The sequence below is a fragment of the Rubellimicrobium rubrum genome (assembly GCF_006152115.1).
Classification (GTDB): Bacteria; Pseudomonadota; Alphaproteobacteria; order Rhodobacterales; family Rhodobacteraceae; genus Rubellimicrobium; species Rubellimicrobium rubrum.
Map to the genome: position 1 here is coordinate 32,929 of NZ_VDFU01000025.1, position 18,543 is coordinate 51,471.

Here is an 18,543-nt window from a genome sequence, read left to right on the forward strand (position 1 = left end):
TCGTCGCAGAGGCGTCTGGCTGGCCAGCGCTTAGGCTTGCTTGGCCTCCCGCCGTGCCCAGGTCGCTGGCGCCACCCCCTGCTGGCGGGTGAAGGCGGCGCTGAAGGCGCTTGCCGAGCCGTAGCCCGCACGGGCGGCGACCAAGGCCAGCGGCGCATCGCCTTGCCGCAGCATCTCGCGCGCAAGCGCCATGCGCCACTGCGCGAGTTAGGTCATCGGAGGCATGCCGACGGCGCGGCGGAAGCGCTCGAAGAAGGCCGAACGCGACAGCGCCGCCTCTCCTGCCAGCGCTTCCATGGTCCAGGGAGCATCCGGGCTTTCGTGCAGGCGGCGCAGGGCGGGCGCGAGGCGCGGGTCGGCGAGCCCGCGCAGGAGCCCAGGCGCCGCCGCCGAGCCGCCCGCTCCGCGCAGCGCTTCGATGAGCAGGATCTCGACCAGTCGCCGCAGTACGGCATCGCGCCCCGGACGCGCCGTGCGACCCTCGTCATCGAGCAGGCGGGCCAGCGTGGCAAGCCGGCCGCCGCCGTCGCCCTCCTCGGCGTCGCTCCGCGCCAAGGCCAGCCGGGGCAGCATCCCTACAAGGAGTTGCGCGTCCGGCGAGCCGAAGCGGCAGTAGCCGACCACGAGACGCGTGTCCGGCGTCACGGCCGCCTCGCCCACCCGCACGCGACCCGGTCCCGTCAGCACCGGGTCGGGATCGAGCCGGCGCGCGGGTGGCACGACGCTCGATGCCTCGAAGTCCTGAGCCTCGGGGATCAGCGCCACGTCGCCCTGTCGGAGGGTCGCCTCGGGTTCGCCCAGCACGGCGAGTCGCACGGCGCCCTCCAGCACGGCGCAGTAGAAAGGTCGCCCAAGTTCCGACCGTCGCACCCGCCAGGGGCCCGACGCTTCGACCAGCTTGGATGCCCGCGCTTCGGGTCGCAGGAGCGCGACAATCTCGCTGAACGGATCCGACGACGGGCGGTCGGGGTCCGCAACGGCAGGTGCCTCGGGCACCGGGGAGTCGAGAAAGGAAGCGGACATCCGGACGCTCTCTAATGAATGATGGATGGTCGATGATAGCGCATCCGGCAGACTCCGCCCATGTCCTGGTCTCAGATCACAGGAGATCGTCATGCCTACCGTTCTCGTCACCGGAGCCTCGTCCGGCTTCGGCCTCGCCACCGCGCGGTTGTTCCTCGACCGCGGCTGGACTGTCGCAGCCGCCATGCGCGTCCCGCAGGAGGGGCTGCTGCCCGCGTCCGACCGGCTACGCCTCGTCGCCCTTGACGTCACTGACCCCGAGGGGCCGCTACGCGCTGCAGCTGAGGCAGGGCCTGTGGACGTTCTCGTCAACAACGCCGGCATTGGCTTCTTGGGCGCCGTCGAGGGCATGCCCGCGCAGGACATCCGCGATATCCTCGATACCAACCTCATCGGCGCCATCGCCATGGCGCAGGCGGTGCTGCCGCGGATGCGCGAGCGGCGCTCGGGCACCATCGTCCACGTCACCTCGTCGGTGACCCTCGCTCCTATCCCGCTGCTTGCGGTCTACACTGCCAGCAAGGCCGCGCTCTCGGCGTTTTCGGCCGTTCTTTCGCGCGAGGTCGAGGGGTTCGGGGTCCGCGTGCGAGAGGTGCTGCCGGGCCGCGCGCCCTCGACGCCGTTCGGTGCCAAGGGACGGGTGCGGATGCACCTGCCCGAAGCCTACCGACCAGTCGCCCAGGCGCTCATGGCGGGCTGGCAGAGTCCCGGCCCGCTCACCACACCCGACGACGTGGCCGAGGCGGTCTGGCGCGCGGCCAACGACGAGGGCGCGCCCGAGCGCCTGCCTGCAGGGGTCGACGCAGAGGCACTCATGCCGTGACGAGTGCCGCCCCCGCACCAGCGCGGCGGAGCAGGCACTCGGACCAAGATCAGGTCGCCAGCGCCGTCCTCATGAAAGGAACAGCTTTCGGTTCCGGCATTCGAAGTGGACGTGGTCCTCCTCGTTGCAGCCGGTCTCCCGGACGTCGAGTCGTTCTATGCCGCCCTCACATTCATAGGCTGGCTCGGCACCAAGGCCCGACCGCTGCAAGGAGCGGGGCCCTCTGGTCGAGCCCCTCTTCAGGCGGGATGAGCCGCAGGCTCGTCCCGGGCAGCAAACTCGTGTGGCTCGGTCTCTAGACGAAGTTCATCGCCTTCGGGAAACTGGGCCCGATCCTGTGCCCTAGAGGCTCTGGCATCCTTGGCGGGCGGAAGGCCGAACAGCCTCCCGTACTCGCGGGTGAACTGTGGCACGCTTTCGTAGCCGACCTCATAGGCGGCGCGGCTCGCGGACAAGTTCTCGGTACGCATGAGGCGGCGCGCCTCGACAAGGCGCAGATGCTTCTGGAACTGCAAAGGCGAGAGCGAAGTCACGGCGCGGAAGTGCCCGTGGAACGACGACAGGCTCATCCCAGAGACGGCGGCCAAGCGGCCGACCCGGAGCGGTTGCGTGTACTCGGCCCGCAGCACGGCTACAGCACGGGCAATGCGGCTCACATGGGCGTCGGGCCGGCCCAAGCGCTGGATCGCCGCCCCATGCCGGCCCACCAGGAGCCAATAGTGGAGCTCGCGCAAGAGTTGGCCTTGCAGCACCGGCTGGGAATCCGGACGATCAAGCAAGCGCAGGAGCCGCAGGGCCGCGTCCGACACCTCGGCTTCGGTAGGCTCGGACCACAGGGACCGGTGAAGGGGAGCTGCCGGGCCGGACACCGTTGTCCGCATCTCCATCGTGAGCTCGGTCAGGGTCGCCAAGTCCAGGTCGATGACCAGGGCCAAGTAAGGCTGGGCAACGCTGGCCCCGGTAATCCGGCTCCGTGTTGGCACGTCGGCGCCGATCACGAGCGAGTCACCGGCGTGCATGACGATATCCTGATCCCCAAGTGTCACGCGCTTGCTGCCTTGGACGACCAAGGCCACCAAGGGATGGAAGATCTCGTACTGGATTTCGCTCGCGGCCGTCGCGCGAACGGCCGTCAAACCGGGAATAGGCAGGCGTGCGATCCCGGCTGGGTCGGCATGTGCCTCGGCAAGGCGGTGAAGGGCGTCGCAGAGATCAAGGTGCATGGACACGAGTGTAGGCATTGGGACCCGCCTCCGTAAAGGAAAGCCGGAGGAATAGGCAAGAACAATTAAGGATCCGGCAAATTTGGGAGTGTGTCTTCGGCGATGTTGGGCACATCACCTCATCGGAGACACAATCATGACCACCATCACCCTGATCACCGGCGCCGGCCGCGGCCTTGGCCACAACACGGCCCTCAGCATCGCTCGTCGTGGGGGCGACGTCGTCCTCACCTATCGCTCGAGCGCGAGCGAGGCTCAGGCCGTTGTGGCGGAGATCATGGCTATGGGTCGCAAAGCGCGCGCCTTCCAGCTCGACTCGGGCGACATCGCGGCCTTCCCGGCCTTTGCCAAGACCCTTCGCGCCGCCCTGCGTGAGACCTGGGGCCGCGACAACTTCGACGCCATCGTCAACAACGCAGGCCACGGCGAATACGCCATGTTCGGCGAGACTACCGAGACGCAGTTCGACGGCCTCTTCGACGTCCACGTCAAGGGCCCATTCTTCCTCGTGCAGGCTCTTCTGCCACTCCTCGCGGACGGAGGACGCATCATCAACATCGGAACGGGCCTGACCCGCGTCTCCTACCCGGGCTTCTCGGCCTATGCCGCCGCCAAGGCCGCAAGCGACATGCTCACCGTCTATATGGCGCGGGAGCTAGGTGCGCGCGGCATCACCGCCAACTCAGTGGCGCCCGGGGCCGTCGAGACCGACTTCGGCGGCGGCCTCGTGCGCGATACACCCGAGGTCAACAGCCAGTTCGCCGGGTTCACCGCGCTCGGGCGCGTGGGCGTGCCCGACGACATCGGCCCCATGATCGCAAGCCTTCTCGGACCGGAGAACCGCTGGGTCACCGGTCAGCGCATCGAGGTCTCGGGCGGCCAAGTGATCTGAGGCGCAAAGCCCGCAGGACTGGCGCGGAAGTCGGCCCAGCTGACTGCCCGAGCCACGGCCAGCCCCTGGAAGCTGGCCGTGTCATCTTGCTGCCCGCCATCAGCGCGGCGGCAGGAACTCGGACCGGAAGCGGGCGGCGAGCGACAGGGCCAGCACCCGCTTGGCCGCGACCTCCTCGGACGAGAGCCGAGGAGCCGGCGCGGTGCGCGAGGGCAGCCGGTCGCCCACGGCCTCGAAGAACTCCTCCTGGCCGGGGCCCACGCAGAGGCACAGGAAGCGCGCTGCCGTCGCGGACGTCACGCGGAAGCCGTGCGGGGCGTTGGCCGGGATGTTCAGGCTCTGGCCGGCCCTGAGACGCATGGTCTCGCCCCGGAAGGTCACCTCCAGCTCGCCCTGGAGGACGTGGAACATCTCCTCGAAGTCGTGGCGGTGCGGGGGCGGCCCGCCGTTGGGCGGCACCAGCATGTCAATGAGGGCGTAGGCCCCGCCGGTGTCCGAGCCGCGCAGCAGGATCGTGTAGGTGCCCGGGCCGATCGCGAGGTGGGTGAGGCCGGGCTCGTCGGGGTCGACGAGCGTGGCGGCGCGCGACAGGTCGTCGGCGGGGAGTTCGGCGGGGAGTGAGGCAAAGGTCGGGGTTGTGTCGGCCATGGCGGCCTCCTGTGAGTGGGCGGGGATTAGGTCGGCGACGGCCTGACCGGTGGCGCCGGTGACGAGGATGGTCATGGGAGCTTTCTGGAGTGGGCTGGTTGCGATGAGATCAATATCGGTGGATCAACGATGATCCGACAGACGCTCAATCGGGACAGGGCGTCTCGCCCATGGGACACAATGCTGGAAGCTAGAGCGCTGACTTCCGCCCGCTCCCGTCGACTGGGTCGCCGATCATCGGCCATCTCGGGCCCCTCGCCACGGGCCGCATGAACGCCGTCCGTGCCCGCATCTACGCCGAGCGCGACATCGCCGCCTCTCGTCGGGCGGATGTCCGTCGCGAACGTCGGGAGCGGCAGGAGCGCCACTGGTCTCGGAAGCCGAGCCGGCTGGTCACGGTCGAACGGCGGCCCTCCAGGGGGGAGCCGGTCGTGCCCCTCTCGCGCGGGCCTTCCGGTACCCGGAACCCGGCGGGAGGGCACCCTCTCTCCCCACTATCACCTGGCTTGGAGCCCCGGAATAACCCTGCCCTCCTCTCTCGACATCGCCGCTTACAGCGACATCGAAGCGCTCGCGGCCGCGACTTACGCCCAAGGCCGGGCATGCCTGCACGTCCTACGCACTGTTATGGTTCCGGCTCTGCTCCCCATCCAGCGGTTCAAGCCGGAGCGAGTCATCCACCTCATCGAGGCGCGCAACCGCGTTGATGATCGGACGGTCACGGAGATCGACATCCTCCTCGACCTTGTGGGCCGACTCGAGGCTCAGGGCACTGTTCAGGTGACGCGCTGGAGCGACGAGTTCAGGGCCATGTCGGCGAGCCGCGCGCCTTCACCGACACGCGCCGTACGCCCGAGGCCGAGCGCCTGGCGGAGGCTCAGGCCCACCTTGAGACGCTCCGAGATCTGGCGCAGGCGATCCTTGGCCACGTGCACGCGCAGCGGGCCATCCGGTGTCAGCAGAGCCGCGGCTGACCAAGACCAAGGGAGGCCCCGGTGAGACGCCCGGGCCGTCACCTTCACGCGGGACCCCTTCAACTGCTTCTTCAGGGGCAGTGGCCACGCTCACAACTTCCTGTCCGAGGCGCTGATCCCGGCGCCCGGAACAAGGGACAGACATCAGGCGGATCCACCGCCCCTCCTCGACCCCCGCCGCCCTCCTGGCAGCCAACGACAACGCCGGCGGGGCGACCTCCGCCTCCCTGGCGCTGACCGGCCTCGTGTCGGTGATGGCGCGCGCCTACGTGGCCAAGCTCCTGAAGGAAGCCCAGAGATGGAGACCCCCAGCCGCAAGGCTCGCCGGGCCGCGGCCGCGATCCAGCGCCAGGCCAAGACCCCGAGCAAGCCCCAGGCAGTCCTCTACACCCGCTTCTCCTCGACAAAGCAGAACGAACTATCTGCGGAGGACCAGCTCGCCCTCAACCGCAACACCGCCGAGCGCCAGGATTTCGACGTCGCGGGCGAGTTGAAGGACTGCGCCCTCTCCGGACGTACCCATCTGCGGTCGCCTCCGGGCATCAGCGCGCTCAAGGCCTTCGTCGACGCCAACGACGTCCAGGTGCTGGTCGTCGAGAGTGTCGACCGCCTCGGTCGGCGCGCCGCCGATATCGCCAACCTGGCCAGCTGGTTCGAGAGCCGTGGCGTGGAGCTCTGGGCCTCGAACGGGGGGCGGATCGACTGGAAGTTGGTGCCGTCTCTCGGAGCCGTGGCCGAGCTCCAGTCCCGCGAGACGGGCGACAAGACCCGGCGGGGCGGTGCCAGCGCCACCAAGAATGGCCGTGTAGCCGCGGGCGTGGCCTACGGCTACTGTGTCATCCACGGCCTCAAGGGAGAGGTGAACCGCGCGGTCGTGCCCGAGGAGGCGCGGGTCGTGCGCCGTATCTTCTCGGACTACGCGGCCGGTATGTCCGCCCGCTCCATCGCGGACGCGCTCAACTCCGAAGGCATCCCCAGCCCCAAGGGCGGAACCTGGAACGACTCCACCATCCGCGGCAACGCCAAGAAGCGCGACGGCATGCTTTGCAACGAGGCCTACGTGGGCCTGATCGTCTACGGGCGCAACGAGCTCCACCGCGACCCAGACACCGGCAATCGCCTCTCCCGCCCCGGATCGGCAGAGGACATCGTCACGGGCGAGCGCCCCGAACTCCAGATCGCCGACGATGCAACCTGGAACGAGGTGCAGGACCGGCTGGAGGCCACGCGCGAACATTTCGTGGGTCAGGAGAAGGATCCCACGACGAACCCACTGAACACGGTTCACCGGGCCAAATACCTCGTCGCCCGCCTCCTGACCTGCGGTTGCTGCGGGGGCGGCTACACCATCGTCGGCAAGGATCGGTATGGCTGCTTCACCCACAGGTCGAAGGGCGCCTCGGTTTGCAAGAACGGCAAGACCGTCTCGCGCTTCAGGATCGAGGAGCGCGTCTTGCGCCATGTGCGTCGGGGGCTGATCACGCCCGGACTGGCGGAAGCCTTCGCGACTGAGGCGACACGCCTTCTCGCGGCCCACAAGGCCGAGGCACAGACGCAGATCAGCAACCTTGCGCCGAACCTCGCGAAGGTGGAGCGTCGGATCAAATCGCTTCTCGATCAAATCGAAGACGATCCACGCCCTAGTCTGCTGGATCGCCTCGGGAAGCGCGAGACCGAGCGGGACGAGCTCAGGGCCCACATTGCCTCACAGGCTGCCACCCGCCCTCGGCCCATGGCCCACACACCCGAGGACCTCCGCGCCATCTACGCCGACCAGGTGCGCCGCCTGGACACCCTGCTGGCCGGCCCGGGTCATGTCATTGAGGCGAACGAGCTCCTGCGCCACCTCATTGCCCGTGTGGTGCTACCCCCCGACCCCGAGGCACCGGACGGGCTTGCCGTCGAGCTCCAGGGGGACCTGTCCTGAGTCCTCATACGCGGCGGGCTTGAGGCCCGGTTCCACCCTCTCCAAGGCTCCCTCCGAGGAGCATTTTCTCTTCAGGGGGTAGCACCCTTTTAGCTTACTCGCCGGACGCCCTGAGACGGTGCTGGCATCCAAGGAGACGCGAGCTATCGAGCCTCATTCAACTACGTGACTGAAGTAACCTTCAATTCGACCATCTTCCGATGTTCTTTCAATTTGAGAAGCTCGACCACCTACCTGTCGATAGTACGCCACCTCAGTCCCGAACATGATGCATGCCTTCTGCAGGCTAGTCATGAGCTCCTTATGCTTCATACGTCGAGGATCCTCACTAAGCATCATATGATAAACAGCCGGCCAAAAACCGCCGCAGTCGTAAAGTTGACATCTGATGTAGGGCCAACAACTGAGAAACACCCTGTTTTTGTTAAAAGATGATCCGTCACATCTTGGTGGACCATAGAGCATGCCGATAGGAATAGCCTACGGCCATTCAGAGCCAGGTCCAACAAATAGGCCAACTCATCAAAGTCGATCTCTTCGCCATTCGTAGTAACCATGCCTTCCGGGTCACCGAGGCACGAGAGATGTAGATAACGCGCTCGCGATTTCGCGAATTCATCAAGTGCTTCTTCGAAATCGTTTCTTGTCCGAACATATCGATATTGGGGACTTTTGCCGTGGAGACGCAAGACATGCATTATGCTTTGGCCCTCGAAGCTGCCACTGCCCTCATCATCGGGATCCAAAGTTTCGATGATAAAGACGTCTGCTTCAGTTGCAGCTTTCTTTGCAGGCTGACGAGCGAGATTTTTGGCCATGGAGATATCACCTAAACTTCTGCACATGAAAGATGAGCCGCAATCCCCAAAACGCTTAGAAGACTGACTTTCACGACTACTTCGTACAGAAGGGGTAAACTATCAAGTATTAGTCGGCCCATGAGGAGGTGCGAGTCCCTGCAACCTCTGGGCGATACGCCAATTGCTGATCATGAATTGAATTTGCGCCGAGGTTGCCGCATCCCGCTTCAGGTCTGCCGTTCAAAAGGAGAAACCAACAGTGGCGGCCCTCACCTGCTTAAGTCTCCCCGAAAGCCACTTTCGCGCGCCTGTGCAGGCTCGACAAAGCTCAGCCGCTGTTGTCAGTGTTTGGGACCCGAAACCTACGCGTGGCAAGCCCAAGGCAAGGCTATGCGGTCGCGTTCTACCGAAAGTTGCGAATGCGACAAGGCCCCCGGGCTTTCGCCTCGGAGGCCTTCTCTGTCAGTCTTCGTCGACCCATGTCCTGAGTCAACTGTCGGTGGTTGCGGGGGCAGGATTTGGACTATGGCGAACGGCAGTTTAGTCCAGCCACCATGTCAGCGAGACGTTGGCCGAGCGGGTGGTCGGGGTCAGCTAGGGCCAGGACGATGCTCATGTGGTTGAGGGCAGGTTCGATCCGCAGGTCGGCGTGCAGGTCCTGGGACCCGAGGAGATCGCTCAGTTGCTGGCCCTGGTCGTGGAACGGTTGGGTTTCCGCCGCGCCCACGACCAGTGTTCGTTGGGGACCCGGATGCTGGGTTGAGGTGATCGGCGTCCAGGCTGTGGCCTCCTCCGCCGTCATCCGCGCCTCGGACCTCAGAAAGCTGCCAGGGATCTCGGACAGGTCATAAAGGCCGCTCACGAGGAGCAGGCCCGCGACGGTCGGGAGAGCGGGCGCGCCCTCCCCCGGGCCGCTGGCGGCCAGATAGGAGGCGAGATGCGCCCCCGCCGAATGCCCGCTGACCGTGAACCGGTCCGCGTCGGCGCCGAAGCTGGCGGCGTTGTTGTGCAGCCACTGCGAGCCGCGCCGGACCTGATCGACAAGCGTGGCGAGCCGCGCGCCGGGCATGAGGTCGTACTCGACCAAGGCCGCGATCCCGCCCGCCTTCAGCACCGGTTCCGCGACGAGTCGGTAGTTGGCCTTCTCTCCCGATCTCCAGTAGCCGCCATGGACGAACAGGTGGAGCGGCGCGCCGGGGGCGACCCGGTCGCGGAAGATCAGGTCGAGCGTCTCCCGCGGGCCCGGCCCGTAGGGGATGTCAGCCCGGAGGTTGGCGCGTTTGGTCAGGGCTTGGCTGCGCGAGGCGAACTCGGCCGCGATCGCGTCGAAGTCGGGGACGAAATCCCGAATTCGGTAGGGATCCTCGCCGTTTGTCATTCCAGTCCTCCCCCGCGCCGCAGGCACAACTCAGAAGTCCACGGCGTAATACTTCGCTTCCATGAATTCGAGAATGCCGGTCGTTCCCCCTTCGCGGCCCAAGCCGCTCTGCTTCGCTCCGCCGAAGGGCGCCGCGGGGTCCGACATAAGGCCGCGGTTAAGGGCGACCATGCCGCTTTCCAGCGAACGGCCTACCCGGAGCGCGCGCTTGAGGTCGGCGGTGTAGACATAGGCGGCAAGGCCGTATTCGGTGTCGTTGGCGAGCCGGATCGCCTCGGCCTCCTCGGAGAAGCGGTAGATTGCGGCCACCGGGCCGAAGATCTCCTCGCGCGCCATGGCAGCATCGGCAGGCACGTTGTCGAGGACCGTGGGCGGATAGAAGTTCCCTGCCCCTGTCATCGCGGCGCCGCCGGTTCGCACCCGCGCGCCCCGTCCCACTGCATCCGTGACCAGCGCCTCGATTTTCGCCACCGCCTTGGCGGTGATCATCGGGCCGCACTGCGTCATGGGGTCGGTTCCGGCGCCCACCCGAAGGGCCGCCATCCGTTCGGTCAGCCCGGCCACGAAGGCGTCATGGATGCCGTCCTGCACGTAGAAACGGTTGGCGGCGGTGCAGGCCTCGCCTGCGTTGCGCATCTTGGCCACCATGGCCCCGTCCAGCGCGGCCGAAAGGTCGGCGTCGTCGAAGACGAGGAACGGCGCGTTGCCGCCAAGCTCCATGGAGCAGCTCACCACGGACTTGGCGGCCTCCGCGAGAAGCTGGCGCCCGACCGGGGTCGAGCCTGTGAAGGACAGCTTGCGCACACGCGGGTCGGCCAGGATCGCGGCCACGACGGGCCCGGGCTGCCGGGTCGTCAGGACGTTGACCACGCCGGGCGGCACCCCGGCCTCCTCCCCCAGCCGCGCCATGGCGAAGGCGGTCAGGGGCGTCTCGCTCGCGGGCTTGAGGATCACCGTGCAACCAGCCGCAAGGGCCGGGCCGATCTTGCGCGTGGCCATCGCGGCCGGGAAGTTCCAGGGCGTGATCAGGAGCGACACGCCGATGGGCTCGTGATCCACCAGGATGCGGTTCGCGCCCGAGGGGGCGGTCCGGAACTCGCCCGGGATGCGCGTCGCCTCCTCGGCGTACCAGCGGAAGAACTCGGCGGCGTAGGCCACCTCGCCCCGCGCATCGGCCAGGGCCTTGCCGTTTTCGAGAGAGATAAGGACGGCCAGATCCTCGGCGCGTTCGGTCATCAGCGTGAACCAGCGGCGCAGGATCTCGGACCGCTGCCGGGCGGGGGTGGCGCGCCAGCCTGGCGCGGCGGCGGCGGCGGCCTCCACGGCGGCGAGGCCGACTTCCACCGACGCATCCGGCACCTCGGCCAGGACCGCGCCCGTGGACGGGTCTGTGACCGGGATGCCGCCGCCGGGGAGCCAGTGGCCGCCGATGTAGTGCCCTTCGGCATGCAGGGCGGGATCGGAGAAGTCCGGATGGAGGTTGAGGACGGACGCGAGGGTCATGGCTGGGCCTTCCTGGGCATCAGTGGACTAGGGCCAGGTCGCCCGCATAGGCGGCGGCGACGAGGCGGCGCATTCCGATCCGGTCAATCGGGCGCGGGTTGTTCTGGATCAGGCGCTCGATCCCGCAGGACTGGTCTGCGACCCAGTCGATGCGATCCTCGCGGAGGCCCAGCGCCTTGAGGGAGCCGGGGATGCCGATGCGCGCGAAGAGGGCGGCGATGGCCGGGATGACCTCCTCCGCCTGCGCCAGACCGATGACCGACGCGATCTCCTGGAGCTCGGGCGCGATGGCGGGCCGGTTCCACTCCATCACATAGGGCATGAGGCAGGCGACGCCGGTCCCGTGCGCCGTGTGGGTCGAGGCTCCGATCGGGTACTGGATGGCATGAGCTGCCGCCGTTCCGGCAACCCCGAAGGCTAGTCCGGCGAAGGTGGCGCCCATCATGACCTTGGCGCGCGCCGTGCGGTCCGACCCATCGGCACAGGCCGCCTCCAGTCCTTCCCACAGGAGGGCTATGGCCTGGAGAGCAAACCGATCCGACATCGCGTTCTTGCCGACGAAGACGCGCTCGGTCGCCAGTTGGGCGGTGACCGGGCGGCGGACGGCGGTAAAGGCCTCGATGGCATGGGTCAGCGCGTCGGCCCCCGCGATGGCGGTGAGGGCGGGGGGACAGGTCAGAGTGAGCTCGGGATCGCAGATGGCCGCGATGGGGATGAGGTAAGGGCTGGAGACGCCGACCTTGAGGCTGCGCTCGCTGTCGGACAGGACCGCGACCGGAGTGACCTCGGACCCAGTACCCGCTGTCGTGGGAACAGCGATCAGCGGCAGGATCGGACTTGGGACCTTGAGCTCGCCGTAGTAGTCCTGCGGCCGCCCGCCATGGGTTAAGAGGAGCGCGATGCACTTCGCGAGATCAAGGCAGGACCCGCCCCCTACCCCGATGACGAGGTCGGGCGCAAAGGGTCGCGCCGCCTCGGAGCAGGCGAGCGCGGAGTCGACTGGCACGTCCGGCAGCGCCCCCGCCTCGACCTGCACCTCCACGCTACTCCTGCGGAGATCCTCGACCAATTTAAGGAAAGCTGGGTCCGTGGCCAGCCGCGCGTCTGTCACCACGAGCGCCCGCCGCCCCAGCCGACGCGCGACAGTCGCCAGGGCCTGCCGCTGGCCGTAGCCGAACAGCAGCTCCCGAGGCGCCCTGATCGTCCCAAAAAGATCCATTCGTCCCTCGCGAAGGTTGGGTCAGGCCACGACGGCCCGAACTCGGTTAAGTTGGTCCATCAGTGCGTCCGGCACGTCGACGCCATCGCGGAGAGCGGCGGCCCGACGAGCCCGCATGCCGTCTCCAGGGATCGCGACCGGCCGCTCGGGGTCAGCCGGGCGCGAAGTGCGGAGCGCGTGGAGATACTCCGATAACCCGCATCGGTCCGCCGCCCCTCCGCGCGGATCGATCAGGAGGAGGATATCCCCCTTGTTGGCCACGTGGGTGTCGTCCAGCGTGCCCCGAACCTCCGGGGCAAGGTCGGAGCCTGCAAGAAGCGCCACCAGCAGTTCCACGGCCAGGCCCAGGCCATAGCCCTTCGCCCCGCCGAAGGGCGCGAGGGCTCCGGACTTGGCCGCCTCGGCGTCGGTCGTGGGGTGGCCGTCCGCAGCCACCGCCCAGCCGTCCTCCAGCGGTTCACCTAGGAGCGCGTGGCTATGGATGCGCCCCATGGACACTTGACTGGTCGCCAGATCGAGCACGAAGGGGTCCGTTCCGGTCGGGATGCCAATGGCGATGGGGTTCGTTCCGAGCATCGCGCGGGTCCCGCCGAAGGGATGCACCAGAGCCTCGCTCGTGCACATGACAATACCCGCCAAACCCCGATCCACCGCCTGTTCGGCGTAGTAGGCCAGCATCCCGATATGATTGGCGTTGCGGATCGCGGCCATTGCAATGCCAGTCTCGGCGACCCGCGCGAGAAGTGCGTCGAGCGCCGCCATCATGACCACCGGACCGAGCCCGCGCTCGCCGTCCACTGTCAGGAGTCCGGGGCGGCGCCACTCCTGGCGCCCCATTGCTGCCGGATGGGCCAGTCCCGTCCCGAGCCGCGCGAGCAGCCGGGGAAGACGCTGGAGACCATGCGACGGCAGGCCTCGCAGTTCGGCCTCTACGAGCACCGAAGCCTGAAGGGCAGCCGCCTCGGGGGGCACGCCGTGATGCGCAAGTAGGTCGCCCGCCAGTAATCGGAGGTTCTGCTCCGGGACTATCAAGCGACCTCTCCCTCGATCCTATACGATATTATATTTGACATGTGATATGCTATCTGGCAGGAAAGCACCTGTGTCAAGATGAATGGGGCTGAGCATGGCGATCACGGCGGAACGGGACAGCAAGACGGCTCCGCTTCGCCCGTCCAGCATCGTGGACGGCGTCTATGACGCGATCTACGAACAGCTTATGGCGCTCCACATCGCGCCGGGCGTACGGATCACCATCGACAATCTGGCACGCGCGTTGAACGTCTCGCAGACTCCTGTCCGCGAAGCCCTGAGCCGGCTCGAACGCGAAGGGCTGGTTCGCAAGGCCCACCTCATCGGATACAGCGCCGCACCCCAACTCACACGCAAGCAGTTCGACGATCTCTACAGCTTTCGCCTGCTTCTCGAGCCCGAGGCCGCCCGCCTCGCGGTCCGCAACATGAGCCCCGAGGCGCTTGCCGAGCTGGAGGCAAGCGCCACCAAGATGCATTACGACGGAACCCCGCCGGATCGCAGCAGCCGGTATTCGAGCTTCGCCCGGGCGGATGCGGACTTCCATGACGAGATCCTCCGCATCGGCCGGAACGAGGTCATCCGCAACACGCTGGCCAACCAGCACGTCCACCTGCACATCTTTCGCCTCATGTTCCACACCCGCGTCACTCAGGAGGCGCTGGAGGAGCATGAACGCCTTCTTAAGGCCTTCCGCGCCGGGAATGAGGCTGCGGCGGCCACGGCGATGTACGAGCACATCGAGCGGTCGCGCGACCGCCTTCTGGCGGCCTTCGACTGATGGCGTCGGGAGCCCTCCCCCTTCGCAGGCCGGACCTGGCTCCAGAGACGGCACCGGCGCTGCGAGCCACCGATCTCGCCAAGGCCTTCGGCTCGATCACGGTGCTGTCGGGCATCACGCTCGATCTTCATGCGGGCGAGGTCCACGCCATCATCGGGGAGAACGGGGCCGGCAAGTCGACCCTGATGAAGCTGCTCTCGGGGCATCTACGACCGAGCGCGGGCCATCTGGACATGGGCGGGCAGCGGGTCGCCTTCACAAGCGCCGCCGCAGCCGAAGGGGCCGGCATCGCCCTCGTCCACCAGGAGATCCTGCTTGCCGCAGACCTGACCGTGGCCGAGAACCTGTTCCTCGGACGCGAGATCACGCGGGGCATCACCGTCGATGACCGCGCCATGAACCGTCGGGCGGCCGAGGTACTGCGGTCCATTGGCGCCACTGGTCTTCCGCAGGATCTTGTCCGGGATCTCCCGCTGGCGCAGCGCCAACTCGTGCAGATTGCGCGGGCGCTGCTGGATGAGCGCAAGGTGGTAATCTTCGACGAGCCCACAGCCGTCCTCGCCAACAAGGAGGTGGAGGCGCTGATGCGCATCGTCCGCCAGTTGCGGGATGCGGGCGTGGCCGTGCTCTACATCTCTCACCGCCTGGAGGAGGTGGAGGCGCTGGCGGACCGAGTCACCGTCCTGCGCGACGGGCAGATGATCGGGACCTACGACGCCGCCTCCCTGAGCCAGCGCAACATGGCGGAGCTCATGGTGGGGCGCGAGCTGGCGATGCTCTACCCGCCCAAGCGGCAGGCCTCCAAGGCCGCGCCGCTTCTGGAGGTCGGAGGCCTGTCGGTCGACCATGGCCGCCAGTCGGGGTCCTTCGACATCCGCCCGGGCGAGGTGCTGGGCATCGGCGGGATGATCGGATCGGGCAGGACGGAGCTGTTCGAGGGGCTGCTGGGACTGCGCCCCGCCAAGGCCGACAAGGTGGTCCTGAACGGGCAGCCGGTCGCCCGCCGGTCCGTCGCCGCATGGCGGGATGTCGGGCTGGTCTACCTGACCGAGGATCGGAAAGGCCGCGGTCTCCTCCTGGAGGAACGGCTCGCGCCGAACCTGACGCTTCTGGCGCTGGACCGGGTGCACGGCGCGTTCGCCCTGAACCGTGGCAAGGAAGCGGCGGCTCTCGACGACGCGATCCGCGACTATGATATCCGCGTGCGGACCGTTCACCTCGATGCGGGGCAGCTGTCGGGCGGAAACCAGCAGAAGCTGCTTCTGGCCAAGGTCATGATGACGGACCCGTCCATCGTGATCATTGACGAGCCGACCCGCGGCATCGACATCGGCAACAAGAGCCAGATCTACGATTTCATCGACCGGATGGTCCGGGCCGGCAAGGCCTGCGTCGTGATCTCTTCCGAACTGCCGGAGCTGGTCGGGTTGTCCGATCGGGTGCTGGTGATGCGCGGCGGACGGATCGTGGCCGAACTCGGCGGGGAGGAGATCACCGAAGCGAACGTGGTCTACGCCGCCACGAGCAGCCGAAGCGACACCCCAGCGGAGGACAACCCATGAGCATTGCCAGCGCGCAGGTCGGCGCCAAGAACCGGGGCTGGTCGATCCGCTGGAGCGACATGGGTCCCTTCATCGCGCTCGGCGTGATCGTCCTTCTGGGGGCGCTGCTGAACCAGAGTTTCCTGTCCGAGACGAACGTCCTGAACGTCGTCACACGCAGCGCCTTTGTCGCGATCATCGCGATCGGCGCCACGTTCGTGATCTCCTCGGGCGGGATCGACCTGTCTGTGGGCTCGATGATGGCCTTTGTGACCGGCGTGATGATCATGGTAATGAACGCGCTCGCGCCGTCGCTGGGGAGCGGCGCCATCGTGGTCGGCGCGGGCTTCGCCCTTGTGGTGGGCGCCCTGTGCGGCGCGGCCAACGGGCTGATCGTCACCATAGGCCGGATCGAGCCCTTCATCGTGACGCTGGGGACGATGGGCATCTTCCGCGCGCTCATCACCTTCATGACTGACGGCGGCTCGCTTCCCATCGATCGTGGCCTTCGCGACGCCTACCGCCCCGTCTACTTCGGCAGCGTCCTGGGCGTCCCGATCCCGATCGTCATCAGCTTGGCCGTGATCCTTCTGGGTGCGTTCCTGCTGTACCGCACGAAGTACGGGCGGCGCTGCGCTGCGGTCGGGGCCAACACGGACGTGGCGCGCTTTTCGGGCGTGCCGGTCGCACGGGTGCAGACCACGGCCTACGTGATCCAGGGGCTCTGCGTCGCCGTGGCCGCGATCTGCTACGTCCCGCGCCTTGGCGCCGCGACCCCCACCACGGGCCAGCTCTGGGAATTGCAGGTCATCACGGCCGTGGTGATCGGCGGCACCGCGCTGCGCGGCGGCAAGGGGCGCATCTGGGGCACCGTCGCGGGCGCCCTGATCTTGGAGGCCATCGCGAACCTCATGGTCCTGTCCGACATGGTGTCCGAATACCTCGTGGCCGCCGTGCAGGGGGTCATCATCATCGTCGCCATGCTGGTCCACCGCTTCGCCAAATAGCCGCGGCACAGAAACGCGGTCCATTCCAGAGGAGGAGAAGACATGAATACGATCACGAGGACGGCCCTGCTGTCCGTGTCGCTGGCGGCCCTTGGCGCCACGGGCGCGATGGCCCAGGAGGACAAGACGGTCATCGCGGTGTCCATCCCGGCGGCGACCCACGGCTGGACCGGCGGCGTCGTCTACCACGCCGAACAGGCGGAGCAGGAGATCGAGGCCGCGTTCCCCGACATCGACATCGTGCTCAAGACCTCCCCTTCGGCCACGGCGCAGGTGTCCGCTCTGGAGGACCTGACGGCCAGCCAAGACATCGCCGCCCTGGTGATTCTGCCCTTCACCTCCGAGGAGCTGACCGGGCCGGTGGAACAGGTCAAGGCCGGCGGCACCTTCATCACCGTGGTGGACCGCGGCCTGACCGATCCGGCGATCCAGGACCTGTACGTCGCGGGCAACAACATCGCCGTGGGCGCGAACACCGCTGAGTACCTGGCCGAGCAGTTGGGCGGCGAAGGCGAGATCGTCGTGCTGCGCGGCATCCCGACCGTGATCGACGACGAACGCATCCAGGGCTTCACCGAGGTGATCGACGGCACGAATATCAAGATCCTCGACATCCAGTACGCCAACTGGAATCAGGACGAGGCCTTCACGCTCATGCAGGACTACCTGGCCAAGTACCCGCATATCGATGCGGTCTGGGCCAACGACGACGACATGCTGCTGGGCGTGCTGGAGGCCATCGAGCAGTCTGGCCGCACCGAGATCCGCTACGCCCTGGGCGGCAACGGCATGAAGGACGTGATCGAGATGGTGATGGCGAACGACCCGGTCACGCCGGTCTCGACCCCCTACCCGCCCTCGATGATCAAGACGGCCATCTACATGACGGCCGCCCAGTTCCATGGACAGGCCCCGGTCCGCGGCACGGTCCTGCTCGACGCGCCGCTCATCACGCCCGAGAATGCGGAGCAGTTCTACTTCCCCGACTCCCCGTTCTGAGCCCGACCCGCTCAGTCACAACTGGCACTCGCCGCGATCCGGCGGGCGCCCCCAGACCAAATGCGAAGGAGAGACTCATGCCCGGCAAGAAAATCCTCATGCTCTGCGGCGAATTCACTGAGGAATACGAGATCTTCGTCTTCCAGCAGGGCATGGAGGCTGTAGGCCACACCGTCCACGTCGTCTGCCCGGACAAGGCCGCAGGCGACGTGATCGCGACCTCGCTCCACGACTTCGAAGGCCACCAGACCTATACCGAGAAGCCGGGCCACAACGCCCTCATCAACCAGACCTTCGCCGAGGTCGTCCCGGCCGAGTACCACGCCGTCTACTGCGCCGGGGGCCGTGGCCCGGAGTACATCCGCACGGACCCGCGGGTGCAGGACATGGTTCGCCACTTCCACGAGACCGGCAAGCCGATCTTCACGATCTGCCATGGCGTGCAGATCCTGATGGCGGTGGACGGGGTGCTGACCGGGCGCAAGGTCGCGGGCCTCGGCGCCTGCGCACCGGAAGTGCGGCTGGCGGGTGGCACCTACATCGATCTCTCGCCGACTGAGGCCTACGTGGACGGCAACATGGTTTCGGCCAAAGGCTGGACGGCCCTCGCGGCATTCATGCGCGAATGCCTGAACGTCTTGGGCACGAAGATCATCCACACCGAGGAACAGACCTCCTCACCGATGTCTCGGGAGCGGCTGCCTGCCTAGCACGCGGAAAGCTCGGCTTGCATTGCGTGACCTCAATTGGCCCCACGAGCGTCCGGGCCCGAG

18 protein-coding genes are annotated in these 18,543 nt (G+C 67.1%); 8 read left to right on the top strand and 10 right to left on the bottom strand.

The window, feature by feature from the left end; translation table 11 throughout:
- Positions 1-30 precede the first annotated feature (30 nt).
- Together FHG66_RS21970 and FHG66_RS16580 are read right to left on the bottom strand one after the other, a co-directional pair.
- On the bottom strand, positions 31-192 hold the full coding sequence (locus FHG66_RS21970; protein ID WP_218013879.1) for a helix-turn-helix domain-containing protein: 162 nt from the start codon (positions 190-192) through the stop codon (positions 31-33).
- A 15-nt stretch (positions 193-207) separates the two neighbouring features.
- Positions 208-1,023 carry a cupin domain-containing protein gene (locus FHG66_RS16580; protein WP_218013880.1) on the bottom strand — a complete coding sequence of 272 codons (816 nt, stop codon included), beginning with the start codon at positions 1,021-1,023 and terminating at the stop codon, positions 208-210.
- Between the two features lie 91 nt (positions 1,024-1,114).
- Between FHG66_RS16580 and FHG66_RS16585 the strand changes: the two genes are divergently transcribed.
- Complete coding sequence (locus FHG66_RS16585) at positions 1,115-1,846, top strand: SDR family NAD(P)-dependent oxidoreductase (protein ID WP_139078165.1); 732 nt, start codon at positions 1,115-1,117, stop codon at positions 1,844-1,846.
- Positions 1,847-2,085: 239 nt separating this feature from the next.
- Here FHG66_RS16585 and FHG66_RS16590 read toward each other — a convergent pair whose 3' ends face one another.
- Positions 2,086-3,087, bottom strand: a complete 1,002-nt coding sequence (locus FHG66_RS16590) for an AraC family transcriptional regulator (RefSeq protein WP_218013881.1) — start codon at positions 3,085-3,087, stop codon at positions 2,086-2,088.
- A gap of 118 nt (positions 3,088-3,205) precedes the next feature.
- On the opposite strand from FHG66_RS16590, the gene FHG66_RS16595 reads away from it, so the two are divergent.
- Complete coding sequence (locus FHG66_RS16595) at positions 3,206-3,961, top strand: SDR family NAD(P)-dependent oxidoreductase (RefSeq protein ID WP_139078166.1); 756 nt, start codon at positions 3,206-3,208, stop codon at positions 3,959-3,961.
- 99 nt (positions 3,962-4,060) lie between these two features.
- Here FHG66_RS16595 and FHG66_RS16600 read toward each other — a convergent pair whose 3' ends face one another.
- Both FHG66_RS16600 and FHG66_RS16605 read right to left on the bottom strand, forming a co-directional pair.
- Positions 4,061-4,684, bottom strand: a complete 624-nt coding sequence (locus FHG66_RS16600; protein ID WP_218013882.1) for a cupin domain-containing protein — start codon at positions 4,682-4,684, stop codon at positions 4,061-4,063.
- Between the two features lie 701 nt (positions 4,685-5,385).
- Complete coding sequence (locus FHG66_RS16605; protein WP_139078167.1) at positions 5,386-5,631, bottom strand: hypothetical protein; 246 nt, start codon at positions 5,629-5,631, stop codon at positions 5,386-5,388.
- Between the two features lie 250 nt (positions 5,632-5,881).
- On the opposite strand from FHG66_RS16605, the gene FHG66_RS16610 reads away from it, so the two are divergent.
- Positions 5,882-7,510: a recombinase family protein gene (locus FHG66_RS16610; RefSeq protein ID WP_139078168.1), complete on the top strand. Its 1,629-nt coding sequence runs from the start codon at positions 5,882-5,884 to the stop codon at positions 7,508-7,510.
- A gap of 335 nt (positions 7,511-7,845) precedes the next feature.
- On the opposite strand, the gene FHG66_RS16615 is transcribed toward FHG66_RS16610, so the two are convergent.
- From FHG66_RS16615 to FHG66_RS16635, 5 genes are all read right to left on the bottom strand, one after another.
- Positions 7,846-8,328, bottom strand: coding sequence for a hypothetical protein (locus FHG66_RS16615; RefSeq protein WP_139078169.1), 483 nt, complete (start codon positions 8,326-8,328; stop codon positions 7,846-7,848).
- A gap of 505 nt (positions 8,329-8,833) precedes the next feature.
- Positions 8,834-9,688 (bottom strand): alpha/beta hydrolase, encoded by an 855-nt coding sequence (locus FHG66_RS16620; RefSeq protein ID WP_139078170.1) that lies wholly within the window; start codon positions 9,686-9,688, stop codon positions 8,834-8,836.
- A 30-nt stretch (positions 9,689-9,718) separates the two neighbouring features.
- Positions 9,719-11,191 carry an NAD-dependent succinate-semialdehyde dehydrogenase gene (locus FHG66_RS16625; protein WP_139078171.1) on the bottom strand — a complete coding sequence of 491 codons (1,473 nt, stop codon included), beginning with the start codon at positions 11,189-11,191 and terminating at the stop codon, positions 9,719-9,721.
- Positions 11,192-11,210: 19 nt separating this feature from the next.
- Positions 11,211-12,410 carry an iron-containing alcohol dehydrogenase gene (locus FHG66_RS16630; protein ID WP_139078172.1) on the bottom strand — a complete coding sequence of 400 codons (1,200 nt, stop codon included), beginning with the start codon at positions 12,408-12,410 and terminating at the stop codon, positions 11,211-11,213.
- A gap of 21 nt (positions 12,411-12,431) precedes the next feature.
- Positions 12,432-13,442 carry an Ldh family oxidoreductase gene (locus FHG66_RS16635; RefSeq protein WP_139078173.1) on the bottom strand — a complete coding sequence of 337 codons (1,011 nt, stop codon included), beginning with the start codon at positions 13,440-13,442 and terminating at the stop codon, positions 12,432-12,434.
- A gap of 94 nt (positions 13,443-13,536) precedes the next feature.
- Between FHG66_RS16635 and FHG66_RS16640 the strand changes: the two genes are divergently transcribed.
- From FHG66_RS16640 to FHG66_RS16660, 5 genes are all read left to right on the top strand, one after another.
- Positions 13,537-14,223 carry a GntR family transcriptional regulator gene (locus tag FHG66_RS16640; RefSeq protein ID WP_139078174.1) on the top strand — a complete coding sequence of 229 codons (687 nt, stop codon included), beginning with the start codon at positions 13,537-13,539 and terminating at the stop codon, positions 14,221-14,223.
- Positions 14,223-15,785 carry a sugar ABC transporter ATP-binding protein gene (locus FHG66_RS16645; protein WP_139078175.1) on the top strand — a complete coding sequence of 521 codons (1,563 nt, stop codon included), beginning with the start codon at positions 14,223-14,225 and terminating at the stop codon, positions 15,783-15,785. Before FHG66_RS16640 ends, FHG66_RS16645 begins: the two co-directional genes overlap by 1 nt.
- Complete coding sequence (locus FHG66_RS16650) at positions 15,782-16,771, top strand: ABC transporter permease (protein ID WP_139078176.1); 990 nt, start codon at positions 15,782-15,784, stop codon at positions 16,769-16,771. The genes FHG66_RS16645 and FHG66_RS16650 overlap by 4 nt, the downstream gene beginning before the upstream one ends.
- Before the next feature lie 42 nt (positions 16,772-16,813).
- Positions 16,814-17,770, top strand: a complete 957-nt coding sequence (locus FHG66_RS16655) for a substrate-binding domain-containing protein (protein WP_139078177.1) — start codon at positions 16,814-16,816, stop codon at positions 17,768-17,770.
- Positions 17,771-17,847: 77 nt separating this feature from the next.
- The gene (locus tag FHG66_RS16660) at positions 17,848-18,480 is read left to right on the top strand and encodes a DJ-1/PfpI family protein (protein WP_139078178.1); all 633 of its coding nucleotides are present in this window, start codon (positions 17,848-17,850) and stop codon (positions 18,478-18,480) included.
- Positions 18,481-18,543 lie beyond the last annotated feature (63 nt).

Coding starts and splice junctions, on each gene's coding strand:
- FHG66_RS21970 (WP_218013879.1), bottom strand. CDS start 192: ATGGCGCTTGCGCGCGAGATGCTGCGGCAAGGCGATGCGCCGCTGGCC.
- FHG66_RS16580 (WP_218013880.1), bottom strand. CDS start 1,023: ATGTCCGCTTCCTTTCTCGACTCCCCGGTGCCCGAGGCACCTGCCGTT.
- FHG66_RS16585 (WP_139078165.1), top strand. CDS start 1,115: ATGCCTACCGTTCTCGTCACCGGAGCCTCGTCCGGCTTCGGCCTCGCC.
- FHG66_RS16590 (WP_218013881.1), bottom strand. CDS start 3,087: ATGCCTACACTCGTGTCCATGCACCTTGATCTCTGCGACGCCCTTCAC.
- FHG66_RS16595 (WP_139078166.1), top strand. CDS start 3,206: ATGACCACCATCACCCTGATCACCGGCGCCGGCCGCGGCCTTGGCCAC.
- FHG66_RS16600 (WP_218013882.1), bottom strand. CDS start 4,684: ATGACCATCCTCGTCACCGGCGCCACCGGTCAGGCCGTCGCCGACCTA.
- FHG66_RS16610 (WP_139078168.1), top strand. CDS start 5,882: ATGGAGACCCCCAGCCGCAAGGCTCGCCGGGCCGCGGCCGCGATCCAG.
- FHG66_RS16615 (WP_139078169.1), bottom strand. CDS start 8,328: ATGGCCAAAAATCTCGCTCGTCAGCCTGCAAAGAAAGCTGCAACTGAA.
- FHG66_RS16620 (WP_139078170.1), bottom strand. CDS start 9,688: ATGACAAACGGCGAGGATCCCTACCGAATTCGGGATTTCGTCCCCGAC.
- FHG66_RS16625 (WP_139078171.1), bottom strand. CDS start 11,191: ATGACCCTCGCGTCCGTCCTCAACCTCCATCCGGACTTCTCCGATCCC.
- FHG66_RS16630 (WP_139078172.1), bottom strand. CDS start 12,410: ATGGATCTTTTTGGGACGATCAGGGCGCCTCGGGAGCTGCTGTTCGGC.
- FHG66_RS16640 (WP_139078174.1), top strand. CDS start 13,537: ATGGCGATCACGGCGGAACGGGACAGCAAGACGGCTCCGCTTCGCCCG.
- FHG66_RS16645 (WP_139078175.1), top strand. CDS start 14,223: ATGGCGTCGGGAGCCCTCCCCCTTCGCAGGCCGGACCTGGCTCCAGAG.
- FHG66_RS16650 (WP_139078176.1), top strand. CDS start 15,782: ATGAGCATTGCCAGCGCGCAGGTCGGCGCCAAGAACCGGGGCTGGTCG.
- FHG66_RS16655 (WP_139078177.1), top strand. CDS start 16,814: ATGAATACGATCACGAGGACGGCCCTGCTGTCCGTGTCGCTGGCGGCC.
- FHG66_RS16660 (WP_139078178.1), top strand. CDS start 17,848: ATGCCCGGCAAGAAAATCCTCATGCTCTGCGGCGAATTCACTGAGGAA.